Raw genomic sequence first — 14,940 nt, forward strand, 5'->3', positions numbered from 1 at the left:
GAGTGTGCGTTGAAGCGGTGGTGCCGCACATCCGTTGAATCACCGGCCTTCGCCGACAGTGCCGTCCGTGCCATCCGTGGCGTCCGTGCCGCCGGTGCGGTCAGCGCGGTCAGTGGGAGACGCCGATCCTCCGGTGCAGGCGGCGCAGCGGGCGCGGCGCCCACCAGTTGGCGCGCCCCAGCAGGCGCATGGAGGCCGGCAGCAGCAGGGCGCGCACCAGCGTGGCGTCGACCAGGATGGCCAGGGCGAGCCCGGCCCCGAGCATCTGGAGCCACATCACCTCGGAGGTGGTGTAGGCCGCGAAGGACAGGGCGAGGATGGCCCCGGCGGCCGAGATCAGCGGGCCGCTGCGCTGGAGCCCCGCGGAGGTGGCGGCAGTGGTGTCGCCGGTGCGGTCGTACTCCTCCTTGATCCGGGCGAGCATGAACACCTCGTAGTCCATCGACAGCCCGTAGGCGATGCAGAACATCAGGATCGGGAAGCTCGGGTCCAGCGAGCCGGGCGGGGTGAAGCCCAGCGTGTCGGCGAGGCCGCCGTCCTGGAACCCCCAGACCAGCACACCGAACATGACCCCGAGCGAGAGCAGGTTGAGCAGGGTCGCCTTGGCGGGGATGAGCAGGCTCCCGGTGAGCAGGAACAGGAGGGTGAACCCGGTGGCCAGCACCAGGGCGAGCACGAGGGGAAGCCGGTCGGCCAGGGAGTCGCGGTAGTCCACGAGGTCGGCCGGGTAGCCGCCCACGTCGAACGCGTAGGCGGCGGGGGAGGACCGGACCTCCTGCACGAGCCCGAAGGGGTCGGTGTCGAGCCGCTCGGCGGTGGGGACGGCGGCGATGCGCGCGCGCTCGCCGTTGTCGTAGCGGGAGTGGTGATCGGAGAGGCCGTCGGGGCCCACGACGCGCTCGCCGTCCGAGAAGGCGCCGCTCGGCGTCTCCACACGGGCGATCCCGTCGATGTCCGAGAGTGCGGAGGCGTGCGCGTCGAGTTCGGCGTCGGAGGGGCGTGCGCCCTGCGGAAGGATGTGCAGCGTGTCGGCCGCCTCCGCGGTGAACCCCTGCGAGATCTGCTCCTGGGCCTGGCGGGACGGGGCGTCCTCGGGCAGCGCGCGCTCGTCGGGCAGACCCAGCCGCAGCCCCGTGGCGGGCGCGGCGAGGACCAGGAGCAGCACGAGCACCGCGCCGCCCGTGGCGACCGGCCGCCGCATGGCCCGCTCCGCTGTGCGCCCCCAGAATCCGCCGGTGGCCGTTGGGCCGCCGCGCCGCCCGAAGCGGCGGGAGGCGCGCGTGCCCATCAGCGCGAGGAAGGCGGGGAGGAACACGACCGACGCGGTGGTGCCCGCGGCGACGACGGCCATGCCCGCGTAGGCGAACGACCGCAGGAAGTCGAAGGGGAGCGCCAGGAGGACGGCCATGGAGGCGGCGACCGTCAGCCCGCTGAAGACGACGGTGCGCCCCGCGGTGGCCGTCGTCGTCTCCACCGCGTCCGGCACCGCGCGTCCCGCCGCGAGCTCCTCGCGGAACCGGTTGATGAGGAACAGGCAGTAGTCGACGCCCAGCGCCAGCCCCATGACCAGGGTGATGTTGAGGGCGAAGGTCGACAGTTCGGTGGCCAGGGCGACCGGGAGCAGCAGGGCGAGCGTGCCCGCCATGGTGAACACGCCGGCCGCCAGCGGGGCGGCGGCCAGCGCCGCGTTCCGCAGGACGAGCAGGAGCAGCAGGAACACGGCCGGGAAGATGACGGCCTCGGCGCGGGCGAAGTCGGACGCGGCCTGGGTGCTCGCGTCCAGGAAGACCGCCTCGCCGCCCCCGACCCGCGAGGTGTAGGCGTCGGTGTCGCGGGTGAACTCCTCCAGGAACCCCGGCAGCACCTCGCGCCGCACGTGGTCGGCGTCGCCCGGCGCGCTCGCCAGGATGAGCGCCTGCGCCCCGTCCTCGCTGCGCAGGGTGGGGGCGCGGTCGCGGGTCCAGTACGAGGTGGCGTCCTGGACGCCGTCGTAGGCGGCGATCCGCTCGGTCAGGCGCTCGCCGGCCGCGGCGGCCCCGGGCGCGTCGACGTCCCCGCCCTTGGCGGTGACGACCACGGTGATGTTGGTGCGGCCGGTGCCGAAGTCCTCGGTGAGCGCGGCGGCGACCCGGTCGGACTCCGAGCCGGGCGCCTCGAAGCGGGAGAGCACCAGGGAGGAGGCGGTGGGCGCGGCCGCGGCGGCGAGCGCGGCGAACAGCAGCAGGCCGCAGAGCAGGACCGTCCGGGGGCGGCGGGCGCAGAGGCGGCCGAGCCGGGCGAGGCGCTGGGTGAGGGACACGGGAGCCGTCCTCGGGGGGTGAAGGCGATAGATTGCTCGTGTTTTCAGTGGCCGCTTCAAAATACGAGCGATCGCTCGTAAAAGCAATGCCGGATGCGAGGAGGGCGTGTGTCCGAGGACGGTGTGCAGGAGGGGGCGCAGGAGGGGGCACGGGAAGGTGCGCAGGGCAGGCGCGGGGGGCGCCGCCAGGAGCGCGGGCGCCGCCGGATGGAGCAGATCCTCGACGCCGCCGAGGAGGTGGTCGCCGAGCAGGGCTTCGAGGACACGACCACCAACGCCATCGCCGCGCGCGCCGGTGTGTCGCCGGGGTCGCTCTACCAGTTCTTCCGCAACAAGGAGGAGGTGCTGGACGGGCTCGTCGAGCGCTACACCGCCACCTCGCGGGAGTTCTGGAGCACCCGGCTGTCCGACGGGACGGCCCGCATGAGCGCCGAAGAGCTCGTCCGCAGCGTGCTGACCGGGGTGTCCGAGTTCAAGACGCGCCGCCCCGCCTTCTGGGTCCTGTTCCACGGGTCGGCCGCCTCGCCGCGCCTGGAGCGGGTGGCCTCCTCGATCCGCGCCGACATCGGGCGGCGGCTCACGGAGGTCTTCCTCCTGCGCGCCCCCGGCGCCGACCCGGCGCGCATGGAGCTGCTGGCCGCGATGTGCATCGCGACCGTGCAGGGGGTCTTCCCGATGGTCATGGAGGCCGGGGAGGAGCGGCGCGCCGAGATCGTCGTCGAGCTCACCCGGATGCTCGCGGGCTACCTCGGCCCGGAGATCGGCGCGGAGCCCCCCGCCTGACCCCCGGGCGCGGGCACCAGCCGGATGGTCGCGGCCGTGTTCGCCGCGACGGCCTCCCGCGAGTAGACGAGCGGGAAGTAGTCGCCCCTGCGCCAGAGCGGCAGCAGGTCGTCGTAGTGCTCCGACGCCGGGTCACCGGACTGGCCGGGCGCGCTCGCGGCGAACGAGCGGTCCCAGGCCCCGACGTCGACCACCATCCGGAAGGAGGCTCCGGCGGCCTGGCCGAAGTCCTCGGGCCGGTAGGAGGACACGTCGACGGTGTCCCACGCGCCGCCCCGGGGGAGCGGGCCGATGTGCTCCCCGGCGGGGTGCTCGAACAGGGTCCACTGCAGGTCGCCCCAGCGCCACAGGGACGGGTCGCCGCCGAGCCGGTAGGAGGCCTCCCCGTAGGCGTCGGTGAGGGTGGAGACGAGCAGCTCCTCGCGCTCGCCGGGGTCGAGCGCCCGCACCCCGCCCACCAGGGTCTGTGTGGTGGTCGGGCCGACGAGCGTGTGGGCCCGCCCGGGGACGCGGCCGTCATAGAAGGCGGGTGCGAGGTGCCGGGTCAGCCAGGTCTCGAAGAGCGCGGCCCCCGCCGAGTCCTCGGCCGCCGTCCGGTCCCAGGAGCGCAGGAGCTCCAGCGCGGCCCGGGTGTCCCCGGTCCGGCCGGCGGGGTCGGGGAGCATCGGGACCAGTTCGTCGGCGGGCGGGCTGGACCGGTCGTTCTGCAGGGCCATCGCGTCCCCGGTGCCGAAGCGGGCGTCGGCCGCGAGCACGTCGGTGATGCGCCGGTACCGGTAGGGGGACGGCCACTCGTAGCCGACGGGGCCGGGCAGCCGCGGTGCCGGGGTGTACTCGTTGGCGGCGGCGACGAACCCCTGGGGCGGATCGGCCTCCCAGGGCAGCAGCGCCCCTTCGGCCAGGCCCGACCACTCGTAGCGGCCGTCGCCGGGGACGGGGAGCAGCCCGTCGTGGTCGGGGCGGAGGGGGACCGCCCCGCCGGACACCCGGGCGACCGTTCCGGAGGCGTCCGCGTAGACGAAGGTCAGCGGCGGTCCGCCCCACGACCCGGCGGCCTTGCGGAAGGACGGCAGGTCCCCGGCGCGCATCAGTCCGAGCGCGCCGAAGTAGGCGGCGGTCCCGGGCGCGCTCCAGGTGGTGCGCACCGCATAGGCGGTGCCTGCGCCCTCGTCCCGCAGCACGACCGGGCCGTGCCGGGTGAACAGCAGCTCGGTGTCGACGGGGTCGGCGCCCCGGACCGGGATGCGCTCGCGCACGGCGGTCATGCGCTCCCAGCCCCCGTCGTAGCGGTACAGCATCGGGTCGTCGGGGTGCAGCCGGTAGGTGTACAGGTCCTCCTGGTCGGCCGACATGTAGGTGAGGCCGAACGCCGCCGTCCCGTTGTGCCCCAGGGCCAGCCCCGGCATCGACGGCTCGCCCGCCCCGATCACGTCGGTTCCCGGCGCCGACAGGTGCGCCATGTACCGCAGCGACGGGGAGGTGAGGGCCCGGTGCGGGTCGGCGGCCAGGACGGGGCGCCCCGTCTCGGTGCGCGACGGGGCGACGGCCCAGGCGTTGCTGCCCTCGGAGGCCCACGGCGCCCCAGGGGCTGGAGGAGGGGGCGCGGTGGTCGGCCCCTGGACGGCGAGTGCGTAGGCCTTCAGGACATCGGGTGGCAGCGCACAAGGGTCGAACCCGTCGGGAACCTGGGGTGTGTGGGCGGGCTGGAGGCGTATCCGCGCCTGGTCGGCCGCGGTGTCGGCGGCGCAGGCGACCCGCGCGCGCTGCACTTCGCTGAACAGGTTGCCCGTGAGGGCGTTCGTCCTGATCCGCACCACGTCCTCGGGGTCCCAGCGCTCGGGGCGGTAGCCGAGCCGCTGGAACTCCTCGGGGAGGTGGGCGGGGTTGTCCTCCAGCCAGTCGATGTAGGCGTTGACGCCGTCGGTGAACCGCTCCGCGACGCGTCTCGCGCGCGGCCCGTACGCCGCCCACTCCTCCTCCATCGGACCCCGGTAGAGGAAGAGCCGGGCGGCGCGGTCGCGTTCGGCGTACGCGGGGCCGAAGGCCTCGGCCATCAGGCCCAGGCCGCGGCGCCGGAACAGGTCGATCTGGAAGAGCCGGTCCCGCGCGGCGTTGAGGCCCTGGGCGAAGTACAGGTCGTCGTCGTTGCGGGCGTAGATGTGCGGCACACCCCAGCTGTCGACCCGGATCTCCACCGCGTCTGCGAGCCCTTCGACCGCGTACTCGGCGGGCTCCGGCCGCGGGAGCGCGCGCGGGTCGGCCGCCGGGGCGAGCACCAGCGCGAACGCGGCCAGCACCGCTGCGGCGGGGCGGAGGCGGCTGCGGCGGAGCATCCCGGGAACCCTATGCCACCGCCGTTCCGGGACACCGTGCACGGCGCCGCCCCCTCGTTGATCTCGGGAGAAGCGACGTAAAAACCGTGCTTGTAGGGTCCTTTTTCCCGAGATCAACGAGGGGTGGTCAGACCCGCATCAGTGGCATGTAGGTGCCGGGCGGCGCGGGCTCCCCGACGGGGACCCCCTCGGCCTCGACCCAGGCGTGCGCGCTGAAGGGCTCGGTCCGCACGCCGGTGCACCAGGTGGGCTGGGCGCCGTGCAGCCGACACAGGAGCACCGTGGCCAGCGAACGCGGCAGGCACCCCTCTCCCGCGCACAGCGCGCTGACCGCGACGACCGTGTCCCGTGCCCGCTGCGCCTCGGCGACGGTCGCGGGGCGGGCCCGCCGCTGCAGCAGGGTCAGCAGGCGCCGGATGCGCCGGGGCGGTCTGCGCGCCAGCAGCAGTGCGGCCAGGACCGCCGCGCGCCCGGCCAGCCGCCGTGCCAGCGGGGGCCGCGCCCGCCCCGGCATCGCCATGGGGATGCTCACCGCGCCACCAGCCCCGCGCCTTCGAGAGCGGCGATCAGGCCGTCCACATCCGCCGCCGCGCGCTCCTGGCTGAGGGCGTACCGCTCGGCGAGGCGCCGTGCGGTCTCCTCGGCGTCGCTGCCGCCGAGGAGCATCCGGGTGATCTCCGCCCCGCTGCCGTTCAGGTGGAAGTAGCGGCCGCTCCGCTCGTCGAGCAGCACCATGCCGTCCCCCGTGGGGGTGGTCGAGACGTCGGGACGTAGTTCCAGTGCGGTCATGTCGCCTCTCCGATCCTCGATCGCGGTGGGAAGGGTGGGGACGCGGGGGCCTGCGGCCTGTGGGTCCGCCGCAGCCAGTTCTCGGCGCCGAGCGTGGCCTCGATCGCGGCCAGGCCGCTGCTCGCGGTGTGTGGGCCGGTGATGGCCGCGCGCAGCGCGCGCGAGTCCACCAGGCCGAGCCGTTCGAGACGCATGTCCTCGGTCAGGGCGAGGAGCGCGGAGCGGTGCTCGTTCAACCCGGTGAACGCGTCGCCGCTGAATTCGCCCTTGGTCCGGCGCTGAAGCAGCTCCTCGGGGAGCACGCCGCGCATCGCCTCGGCGAGCAGCGGTTTGTACCGGTAGGGGTCGCACAGGCGGGTGCCGTCGATGCTCAGGACCGCGTCCATGACGGTGTCGTCGAGGTAGGGGGTGGCCAGCTCGACACCGGCGCTCCGGTAGAGCTGGTCGACCAGGCGGATCGTGCAGCCGGAGCTGCGCACCGTCTGGACCTTGACGTGCTGCGCGCGCGTGTGGGCCGACGGGGCGGCGGAAGCGGCGGCGGCGCGCATGCGCCCGGCGACCTCCTCGTGGGCGTCCGGTGTCGCCCACGGAGGGAGGCGGGCGGGGAAGACCCAGTCGAAGAAGGGCGTCCTGGGCGTCACGGCGGGTGCGTCGAGGGCGCCGGCGGCACGGCGCAGTGCGCGGGCGTGCCCGCGCCGGTCCGCCAGGGCGCGCGCGGTGGCCCACACCGGCCAGCGCAGGAGGGCCCTGTAGGCCCACGCCCTGCCGAGGGCGGTGAAGGGCGCCTGTGCGGCGAGGGCGTGCAGGTGGATGGAGTTCCCCGCGAACAGCTCGTCCCCGCCCTGGCCGTTCATGTGCAGGCGGGTGCCGTGCGAGGCGAGGTCGCGCGCCGAGTGCAGGGTCCGCTCCCGCACCCTGATGCAGGGCAGCGGCTCGTCGAGGGCGGGGGAGGGTGCGTCGATGCGGGCGAACCACCGGGGGATCTCGTCGGCGGGGACCACCCGGTGCACGGCCTCGGGCAGCAGCGCCCGTGCCCGGTCCGCCCACGCGGCGTCGTCGTTGGCGGGGTCGGAGGAGTCCCACCTGTAGGTGACCAGGCGTTCCGCGCTGCGGGCGGCGAGCAGCGACAGGGACGTGGAGTCCCAGCCGCCCGACAGGTCGCACCCGACGGTGCCCGCGGCGCGCGTGCGTGCGAGGACCGCCTCCTCCAGTGCCTCGGCCACCGCGGGCACGCCGGCCTCGGGTGAGAGCGTGGGCCGGGGCGCCTCCCACCAGCGGGACAGGCGCAGGGACCCGTCGGTGCCGAGCACGGCCGCGTGGTCGGCGGGCACCGCGTCCACGCCGCGCAGCGGGGCCGCCTGCTCCAGGCCCTCGCCCGGGGCAGGGACCGCCAGGCGGAGGGCGAGGGCGCCGGGGTCGACCGGCGCGCCGGGGGACGCCAGGGCGTCGGTCCGGTCGGCGAGCACCCGCACGCCGCGTATGTCGGTGTGGAAGAGGCGCCGCACCCCCGAGGCCGAGCCGCGCGCCCACACCCGCCCGTCGACGGCGGCGATGAGGTGGAAGCAGCCGCTGAGCGCGCGGGTGCGCTCGGCGATCCGGTCGAGCCCTCCGGCCAGGGCGGTCTCCAGGACGGCCGCACCGGCGGTGGAGCGGCCGATGAGGGCGAGCCGGGAGGGCCCAGCGATGACGAGCGCGGCCTCGCCGGGGCCCCAGGTGCCCACGATCCAGGGGCGGCCGGAGGCGTGCGGGACGACGCGGCCGGCGGCGGCGGTGAGCAGCCGGGCCGCCGGAACGGCGTCGTCGGTGTCGGGGAGGACGGCGAACCAGGTCGGCGGTGCGTACACGCGTCTCCTCAGCGGGGTGGGCGCAGGGTCCGGGAGGGCGGCCCGGAGCCGGTCCGGGCCGCCCGGGACGGGTCAGTAGACGAAGCCGATGATGAAGCCGTCGTAGATCGGGACGATGCCGCCGCCGAGGGTGAGTTCGCCGAAGGTGCCGAGGTCGGTCAGGGCCGGTGCGGTGTACGTCTGCATCAGGGCTTTCCTTTCGTGATCAGGGGGAGATGCCGAGGGAGGTGCCGTCCCAGATGGAGAGGGGGCCGTAGCCGAGGGTGGCCCGCCGGAAGTCGCCGAGGTGCGTGAGGGCCGGAGCCGTGTACTCGGGCACCGCTGTCCGCCTTCCTGTCAGGGGAGGAGGCCGAGGGTGAAGCCGTCGAAGACGGGGAGGGGACCGAAGCTGAGGGTGAGTTCGCCGAAGGTGCCGAGGTCGGTCAGGGCCGGTGCGGTGTATTCGCGCATCAGGGCTTCCTTTCCTGCTTTCGGGGGTGTACGGCCGCCGGGGAAGGGCGGTCGCGCCTGCCTCCATGCCCTCCCCGCAGCGCCGGTGAAACGCGCTTTCCTTGCGGTTTTTCCGCACGAATCGATGCGGATGGGCGGGATCCGCGCAAGCGGTTCGATCGACCTTTCGCCGTTGGGTTCCGTCCGAATCCGGCGGGCAATCCGGGGCGGTCGGGGCGATCCGGTCGTCGGGTGTCCTGGCAGGTGGGCATGGGGGCGGAAGCGCCCGGGAAAGGGGAATGGACCGATAATGGGGGCGAGATGTCCGGACTATCGCCTTGGGGTCGTTCACCCCATTGGCCGCGGGTGCGTTCGCGGGGGAGTCGAGCGTGCGGAGCGGTCCGGAGGAGCGTCAGGGAAAGGGGATGTCCCCTGTTCGGTATCCAATGCGATGACCGTCCGAAAACCCGGACTTCTCAGCGATGATCTCGACGAAAGTGCTGTCAAAACCCCAGGTTTGGCAGCGCTTTCGTCGAGATCATCGGCGGGCGCCGGGTCACGCGGGGGAGCGGGCGCCGGCCTTCGCGGGGGTGACCATCACCCGCAGGTGCGCGCCGCCGCGCGCCAGGGCGAACACCTCGTCCACCGGCTCCCCCGGAGCGGGGAGCGGGACCGGCGGAGACACCAGCGCCTCCAGGTCCAGGAACTGCCCGGGGCCCAGAAGCCAGTCCACGCCCCGCTGGAAGTCCCGCGCCGTGTAGTTGTGCACCCCGGCCACGGTCAGGCGCCGGGTGACCAGGTCCGCCGGGTCCAGGCGCACCTCGGTCGCGCCGGGGCTGACCGCGCCCGCCGCCACCACCCGGCCCCCGGTCTCGGCCGCGCCGATCGCGGCGGAGAACCCGGCGGCGCTCCCCGAGGCCTCCACGACCAGGGGGAAGTCCAGCCCGTCGGGCACGTCGGTGCGCGCCCCCAGCCGTTCGGCGACGGCGCGCCGCCCGGGCGCGGGGTCGTGCACGAACACCTGCCGCCCCTCCGAGCGCAGCATCGCCGCACAGTAGACGCCCACCGCCCCTGCCCCCAGGACGAGCGCGGGGGCGCCCGGCTCGGCCGGCCCGGCCGCCGACAGCACCGCCGCCGCCGTGGCGACGGCGCATCCCGCCGAGACCAGGTGCGCGTCGCCCGCCCAGCCGGGCACCCGCAGCACCGGGACCCCCGGAAGCAGCCGCACCGTGTCGGCCAGGGTGCCGGTGGCGTGCGGCGGCCGTGCGGCGCCCTCGTGCCCGTACTTCAGGATCGTGCGGCACTTCATCTCCAGGCCGCGGGCGCACCTGTCGCACGTCCCGCACGCGCTGAACAGGGCGAAGACCACCCGGTCCCCGGGGCGCAGCGGGGTACCCCGCAGATCGCGGGCGTCGGGGTCGGCACCGGACACGGTGCCGACCCCTTCGTGGCCGAGCACGGTGCGCGGCGGCGCCGGCCGGGCTCCGCCCACAGTGTGCAGGTCCGACCCGCACACCGCCGCGGCGTCGACGCGCACGTCGACCTGTCCGGCGGCCCGCTCCGGCAGGACCAGCTCCTCGACCCGCACGGCCGCGCGGTCGAGGACCGCGGCCGACACCCGCATGCGTTCCCTCCCCGGTGTCCGTCCCGGGGCGATCCTGCACCGCGCGTCGAAACGGCCCGCGCCGACGGGGTGGACGCCCGGTGAACCGGTGTCCTACGCGCGCGGGTAGTCGATGTACCCCTCTGCCCCGCCGCCGTAGACCAGGTCCCAGCGCGGTTCGGCCAGCGGCGCGCCGGAGGCGAAGCGCTCGGGCAGGTCGGGGTTGGAGATGAACAGCCGCCCGAAGGAGAACAGGTCGGCCGTGCCGGACTCCAGGAGGGGTTCGGCCTGTTCCCGGCGCGTGGGGGCGTCCCCGTTGTAGTTGGCGATCAGCGTCCCGGACCAGCGGGGGCGCAGGTCGGCCAGGGCCGGGTAGGAGCCGCGCTCGATGACGTGGAGGTAGGCCAGCCCCAGCGGGTCGAGCTCGCCGAGCAGCATCCGGTAGGTGGCGGCGGGGTCCTGTTCGCGGATCTCGTTCTCCGGGTTGCCGGGGGAGATGCGCAGGCCGACCCGTTCGGGGCCCACCTCCGCGGCGACCGCGTGGACGACCTCGCGGGCGAACCGGGTGCGGCCCTCGACCGAGCCGCCGTAGCGGTCACTGCGGAGGTTGGTGTTCTCGGCGAGGAACTGCTGCACGAGGTAGCCGTTGGCTCCGTGCACCTCGACGCCGTCGAACCCAGCGCGCACGGCGTTGCGGGCGGCGGCCGCGAACTGCGCGACGGCCTCCTCGGCCTCGCCCGTGGTCATCTCCCGGGGAGTGACGTGGGGGAGGCGGCCCTGCGAGGTGTAGATGTCCTCACCGGTGATCCGCACGGGCGAGGGGGCGAGCGGCTCCAGGCCGCCGGGGAGGGTGGCCGGGTGCGTCATGCGCCCGACGTGCCAGAGCTGGGCGTAGATCCGCCCTCCGGCGGCGTGCACGGCCGAGGTGACGCCGCGCCATGCGGCGGTCTGCTCCTCGGTGGCGATGCCGGGGATGCCGGGGCCTCCCTTGGCGGCCGGGCCGACCCACAGGCCTTCGCTGACGATGAGGCCCGCCCCCGCCCGCTGGGCGTAGTAGGCGGCGGTCAGCGCGTCGGGCGTCCCGGAGCGGTCGTCGGTGCGGCCCCGGGTCATCGGCGCCATGGCGATCCTGTTGGGCAGGCGGAGCGCCCGGCCCTCGTAGGGGTGCAGGAGCGGGCTCGTGGTGGTGAGGGTCGACATCGGTGGGGTCCTTCCGGTGGTGCGGCGGTTCGTCGGTGCGGCGGCTCGGCGGGTCAGCGCTCGACGGCGAGGGCCTCGACCTCGATCAGCCAGTCGGGCCGGGCGAGGGAGGAGACCTCCAGCAGGGTGTCGGCGGGGTAGGGCTCGGACAGGAACTCCTCGCGCAGGCGGATCACGTCGTCGAGGTTGGCCCGCATGTCGCGGACGAAGATGCCGACCCTGACCACGTCGCCGAGGTCGGCCCCGGCGGCGGCGAGCACGCGGCGCACGTTGGCGAAGGCCTGGCGCCCCTGCTCGAGGAACCCGCCGGGGACGGTGCGGCCCCGCTCGTCGATCCCGGCCTGGCCGGACACGTGGATGAACCCTCCGGCGCGCACGGCCTGGGAGATGCGGTAGGGCGCGTACCAGTCGGGGTCGGTGGCGACCTTGCGGACGGCGGGCGCGGTGGCTGCGGACACGGCTCCTCCTTGAATATGCATGTACATGAATTGCTTGTACATGCATAAGTTGGCACTGCATGTACTCTGGTGTCAAGGAGGCACCGATGGACGCTGTACTGATGTGGGACCAGGTCGTCGCGCTCAGCGGCCGGGTCGAGCAGGAGCTGTCCCGAGCGCTCCAGCGGCGGCACGGGGTCGGGCTCTCGGAGTTCCGCGCCCTGTGCAAGCTCGCCTCGGCCGAGGACGGGGAGCTGCGCATGCAGGAGCTGGCCGACCGCATCGGCCTCAACCAGAGCTCCATCAGCCGCCTGGTCGGGCGCATGGAGACGGCCGGACTCACCCGGCGGGACATGTGCGACCGGGACCGGCGCGGCGTCTACACCGTCATCACCGACGAGGGCCGGGCCCTGTACGCCGCGGCCGGGCCCACCTACGACGCGGTCCTGCGGGAGGCCCTCGAACGGGCCGTGGGCGACCCCGCGGTCGGCGGGCTGGCGTCCCTGCTGACCGGGCGGGCGGGCGCGGGGGCGCCCGTCGGGGGCGCCCCCGCCTGAGGCGGGCCCGGGGTCAGTCCTCCAGGTACTCCACCCGCGAGGAGTCCAGGTGGTACCGGGCGGCCACGACGCGGGTCCGCCCGGAGTCGACGTACTCGCGCAGCTCGGGGTCGGTCGCCAGGTCGTCGGCGATCGACAGCGCGTTGGCGGACACGCAGTCGTCGACGAAGTCCTCGCCGGTGTCGGGCGTGGACTCCACCACCGGCAGGATGCCCTCGACCAGGTGCCGGATGTGCCCGTCGGGCATCTGCGCGCCCCGGTGCACGTCCACCGCGGCCGTCACCGCGCCGCAGGAGGTGTGGCCGAGCACCACGATGAGCGGGACGTGCAGGTGGTGGACCGCGTAGGCGACGCTGCCCAGCACCGCGCCGTCGAGCACCTGCCCGGCGGGGCGGACGGTGAACAGGTCGCCAAGCCCCTGGTCGAAGACCAGCTCGGGCGGGACGCGCGAGTCGGAGCAGGAGAGCACGAGGGCGAACGGGTCCTGCCCGCCCACCAGCTCCTCGCGGCGGGCGCGGCCCTCGTTGGGGTGGGTGGAGCAGTACTTCCTCCACCGCTTGTTGCCCTCCTTGAGCCGCTTGAGGGCGGCGGCGGGGTCCTCCGGCGGGGCGGAGGCGGCCGGTGCGGCGCTCGCCGCCGCGGGCGCGGCGCCCGCGACGAGGAGTCCTGCGCCACCGGTGAGGGAGAGTCGAAGCGCGTTTCGGCGTGACAACGCCATGGAGATCACTGCTTTCCGAACCTCGGTCCGCCCGCTGACTGAGGGGAGCGCGGGCGGAGTGGCGCGGGTGAAGCTAGTGCAGAAGGGGTGAGGGAGCAATAAATTTCTACATGGCGCGATGTGGGGTATATGTCCAGTTCGAAGGCGGCGAAGAACGCCGACCGCGGGTGCGGTCGCTCCGCACCCGCAGGTCGTGAAGGGGAGGCCGGAACCGGCCGCCCCGGGTCACGCCGTCCGGGAATTCTCCGCCGTGGCCAGGGCCGTCCCGGTCTCCGGCTCCTCCTCCGACGTGTCGGAGTTCTCATCGGAGGCGTCCTCGGAGGCGCCCTCGTCGAGGCGGACGCCGCGGAGCGTCCAGGCGACGAGCACGGCCGTCGCCGCCATGACCACGGCGCCGAAGCCGTACCCGGCCTGCACGCTCATGGTGAACGCGCCCTCTGACGCCTCCAGCAGCGCGCGGCCCGCGCCCCCGCCCAGCTCCCCGGCGGCGGCGACGGCCCCGCCGATGCTCTCCCCGGCGGCGGCGAGGCTGCCCTCCGGCACCCCCTCCGGGGCCGACCCGGACAGCGAGCTCCGGTAGACCACCGCGGAGATCGTGCCCAGCACCGCGAGGCTGCTCGCCTGCCCGAAGCCCCCGGCGACGTCCCCCATGGCCGCCGCGGACCCCGCCTGTCGGGGCGGGGCGGTCCCCACAGCGAGGTTGGTCGAGAGCGGGAACAGCGGGCCCAGCGCCAGCGCGACCAGCGTCACCAGGCCGACCAGCACCGGCGCACCGGCCTGCCCGGCGAGCAGGGCGATCCCGGCGGCGCCGGCGGCGGCCGCCAGCAGCCCGCCCGCCATCACGAAGGCGGGCCGTACCCACCGGACCAGCGCGGGCGCCGCCATGCCCCCGGCGATCGAGGCGGCCGCCGGGGCGATCATCAGCAGCCCGGCCTGGCCGGGGGGCAGGCCCAGCACGGTCTGCAGGAACTGGGTGAAGAGCATGTCGGAGCCGCCGTAGGCCAGCAGCAGGAGCAGCATCCCCCCGAGCGACACCGAGAACGCGGGGAACGCGAACAGGCGGAGGTCCAGCAGCGGGTCCTCGACGTGGAGCTGGCGCCGGACGAAGACGGCGCCCAGCGCCAGCCCCGCCGCGACCGAGAGGCCGTAGGGCCACACCGCGTCCCCGGAACCGGAGGACTGCGCGTCGGCGATCTCCTGGAGGCCGAACACCACCGCCACGATGGCGGCCATGGACAGCAGGGCGCTCGGCAGGTCCACCCTTCCGGCGGCCTCCCCGCGCAGAGCGGGCAGCAGCGGGGCGCTCAGCAGCAGCACCGCGGCGGCGGGCACGTTGGCCAGGAAGGCCGACCCCCACCAGAAGTACTCCAGGAGGAACCCGGCCATCGGCGGGCCGATCGCCATCCCGGCCGAGAACGCGCTCATGATCACCGCGACCGCCACCGAGAACCGGCGGGGATCGGGGAACATGGCCCGCACCATGACCATGACGGAGGGCATGAGCGTCGCCGCCGCCATGCCGAGCAGCGCGCGCATGCCGATGAGGACCTCGGGCGTGGGGGCGTACGCGGCGGCGATGGAGGCCAGGCCGTACACGGCGGTGCCGGTGAGCAGGAGGCGCCGGGCGCCGATGCGGGAGGCGAGCCGCCCCATGGTCAGGGCGAGGCCGACGGCCAGGAAGTCCCCGACGTGCAGGATCCAGAGCATCTGCGTGCTGCCGGGCGCCAGGTCCGCGGCGATGCTCGGAAGCGCCATGAAGAGCACGGTCATGTCGGTGGCCGCCATGAGCAGGGGAAGCGTGAGCACGGCCAGGCCGAGCCACTGGCGCCATCCCGGGCGGTGGGGTGCGGTCGTCATGCCGGAACCTCTCGGTCGGTCGTGGCGTCCGCGACGGGCGCCGCGGCGGTCGTGCCGACCGTACGAGTTCAAGTTAACTTGAACTCAAGCC

The 14,940-nt window shown here is 74.6% G+C and carries 15 protein-coding genes; 2 read left to right on the forward strand and 13 right to left on the reverse strand.

Features of this window, described 5'->3' with window-relative positions; all coding sequences use genetic code 11:
* Nucleotides 1–109: 109 nt before the first annotated feature.
* Nucleotides 110–2,299 carry an MMPL family transporter gene (locus O4J56_RS00295; RefSeq protein ID WP_270682975.1) on the reverse strand — a complete coding sequence of 730 codons (2,190 nt, stop codon included), beginning with the start codon at nt 2,297–2,299 and terminating at the stop codon, nt 110–112.
* A 108-nt stretch (nt 2,300–2,407) separates the two neighbouring features.
* On the opposite strand from O4J56_RS00295, the gene O4J56_RS00300 reads away from it, so the two are divergent.
* Entirely contained in the window at nt 2,408–3,082 is a 675-nt protein-coding gene (locus O4J56_RS00300; protein WP_270682976.1) for a TetR/AcrR family transcriptional regulator, read from the forward strand.
* Here the strand turns inward: O4J56_RS00300 and O4J56_RS00305 are convergent.
* From O4J56_RS00305 to O4J56_RS00350, 10 genes are all read right to left on the reverse strand, one after another.
* Nucleotides 3,043–5,415, reverse strand: a complete 2,373-nt coding sequence (locus O4J56_RS00305) for a penicillin acylase family protein (RefSeq protein WP_270682977.1) — start codon at nt 5,413–5,415, stop codon at nt 3,043–3,045. The genes O4J56_RS00300 and O4J56_RS00305 overlap by 40 nt on opposite strands.
* Before the next feature lie 127 nt (nt 5,416–5,542).
* Entirely contained in the window at nt 5,543–5,947 is a 405-nt protein-coding gene (locus O4J56_RS00310) for a lasso peptide biosynthesis B2 protein (RefSeq protein WP_270682978.1), read from the reverse strand.
* Nucleotides 5,944–6,204 (reverse strand): lasso peptide biosynthesis PqqD family chaperone, encoded by a 261-nt coding sequence (locus tag O4J56_RS00315; protein ID WP_270682979.1) that lies wholly within the window; start codon nt 6,202–6,204, stop codon nt 5,944–5,946. Before O4J56_RS00315 ends, O4J56_RS00310 begins: the two co-directional genes overlap by 4 nt.
* The gene (locus tag O4J56_RS00320) at nt 6,201–8,048 is read right to left on the reverse strand and encodes an asparagine synthase-related protein (RefSeq protein ID WP_270682980.1); all 1,848 of its coding nucleotides are present in this window, start codon (nt 8,046–8,048) and stop codon (nt 6,201–6,203) included. Before O4J56_RS00320 ends, O4J56_RS00315 begins: the two co-directional genes overlap by 4 nt.
* Before the next feature lie 72 nt (nt 8,049–8,120).
* Entirely contained in the window at nt 8,121–8,234 is a 114-nt protein-coding gene (locus O4J56_RS00325; RefSeq protein ID WP_270682981.1) for a lasso RiPP family leader peptide-containing protein, read from the reverse strand.
* Between the two features lie 19 nt (nt 8,235–8,253).
* Entirely contained in the window at nt 8,254–8,367 is a 114-nt protein-coding gene (locus tag O4J56_RS00330) for a lasso RiPP family leader peptide-containing protein (RefSeq protein WP_270682982.1), read from the reverse strand.
* Nucleotides 8,368–8,384: 17 nt separating this feature from the next.
* The gene (locus O4J56_RS00335) at nt 8,385–8,498 is read right to left on the reverse strand and encodes a lasso RiPP family leader peptide-containing protein (protein WP_270682983.1); all 114 of its coding nucleotides are present in this window, start codon (nt 8,496–8,498) and stop codon (nt 8,385–8,387) included.
* A gap of 535 nt (nt 8,499–9,033) precedes the next feature.
* On the reverse strand, nt 9,034–10,101 hold the full coding sequence (locus O4J56_RS00340) for an alcohol dehydrogenase catalytic domain-containing protein (RefSeq protein WP_270682984.1): 1,068 nt from the start codon (nt 10,099–10,101) through the stop codon (nt 9,034–9,036).
* A gap of 93 nt (nt 10,102–10,194) precedes the next feature.
* Nucleotides 10,195–11,280, reverse strand: coding sequence for an alkene reductase (locus O4J56_RS00345; protein ID WP_270682985.1), 1,086 nt, complete (start codon nt 11,278–11,280; stop codon nt 10,195–10,197).
* 53 nt (nt 11,281–11,333) lie between these two features.
* On the reverse strand, nt 11,334–11,738 hold the full coding sequence (locus tag O4J56_RS00350) for a RidA family protein (protein WP_270682986.1): 405 nt from the start codon (nt 11,736–11,738) through the stop codon (nt 11,334–11,336).
* Between the two features lie 86 nt (nt 11,739–11,824).
* Between O4J56_RS00350 and O4J56_RS00355 the strand changes: the two genes are divergently transcribed.
* Nucleotides 11,825–12,274, forward strand: coding sequence for a MarR family winged helix-turn-helix transcriptional regulator (locus O4J56_RS00355; RefSeq protein WP_270682987.1), 450 nt, complete (start codon nt 11,825–11,827; stop codon nt 12,272–12,274).
* Between the two features lie 13 nt (nt 12,275–12,287).
* On the opposite strand, the gene O4J56_RS00360 is transcribed toward O4J56_RS00355, so the two are convergent.
* Nucleotides 12,288–12,992 carry a carbonic anhydrase gene (locus O4J56_RS00360; RefSeq protein WP_270682988.1) on the reverse strand — a complete coding sequence of 235 codons (705 nt, stop codon included), beginning with the start codon at nt 12,990–12,992 and terminating at the stop codon, nt 12,288–12,290.
* Nucleotides 12,993–13,217: 225 nt separating this feature from the next.
* Nucleotides 13,218–14,849 (reverse strand): MFS transporter, encoded by a 1,632-nt coding sequence (locus O4J56_RS00365; RefSeq protein ID WP_270682989.1) that lies wholly within the window; start codon nt 14,847–14,849, stop codon nt 13,218–13,220.
* Between the last annotated feature and the right edge of the window lie 91 nt (nt 14,850–14,940).

Source organism: Nocardiopsis endophytica (genome assembly GCF_027706725.1).
In the GTDB taxonomy this organism is placed as follows: Bacteria; Actinomycetota; Actinomycetes; order Streptosporangiales; family Streptosporangiaceae; genus Nocardiopsis_A; species Nocardiopsis_A endophytica.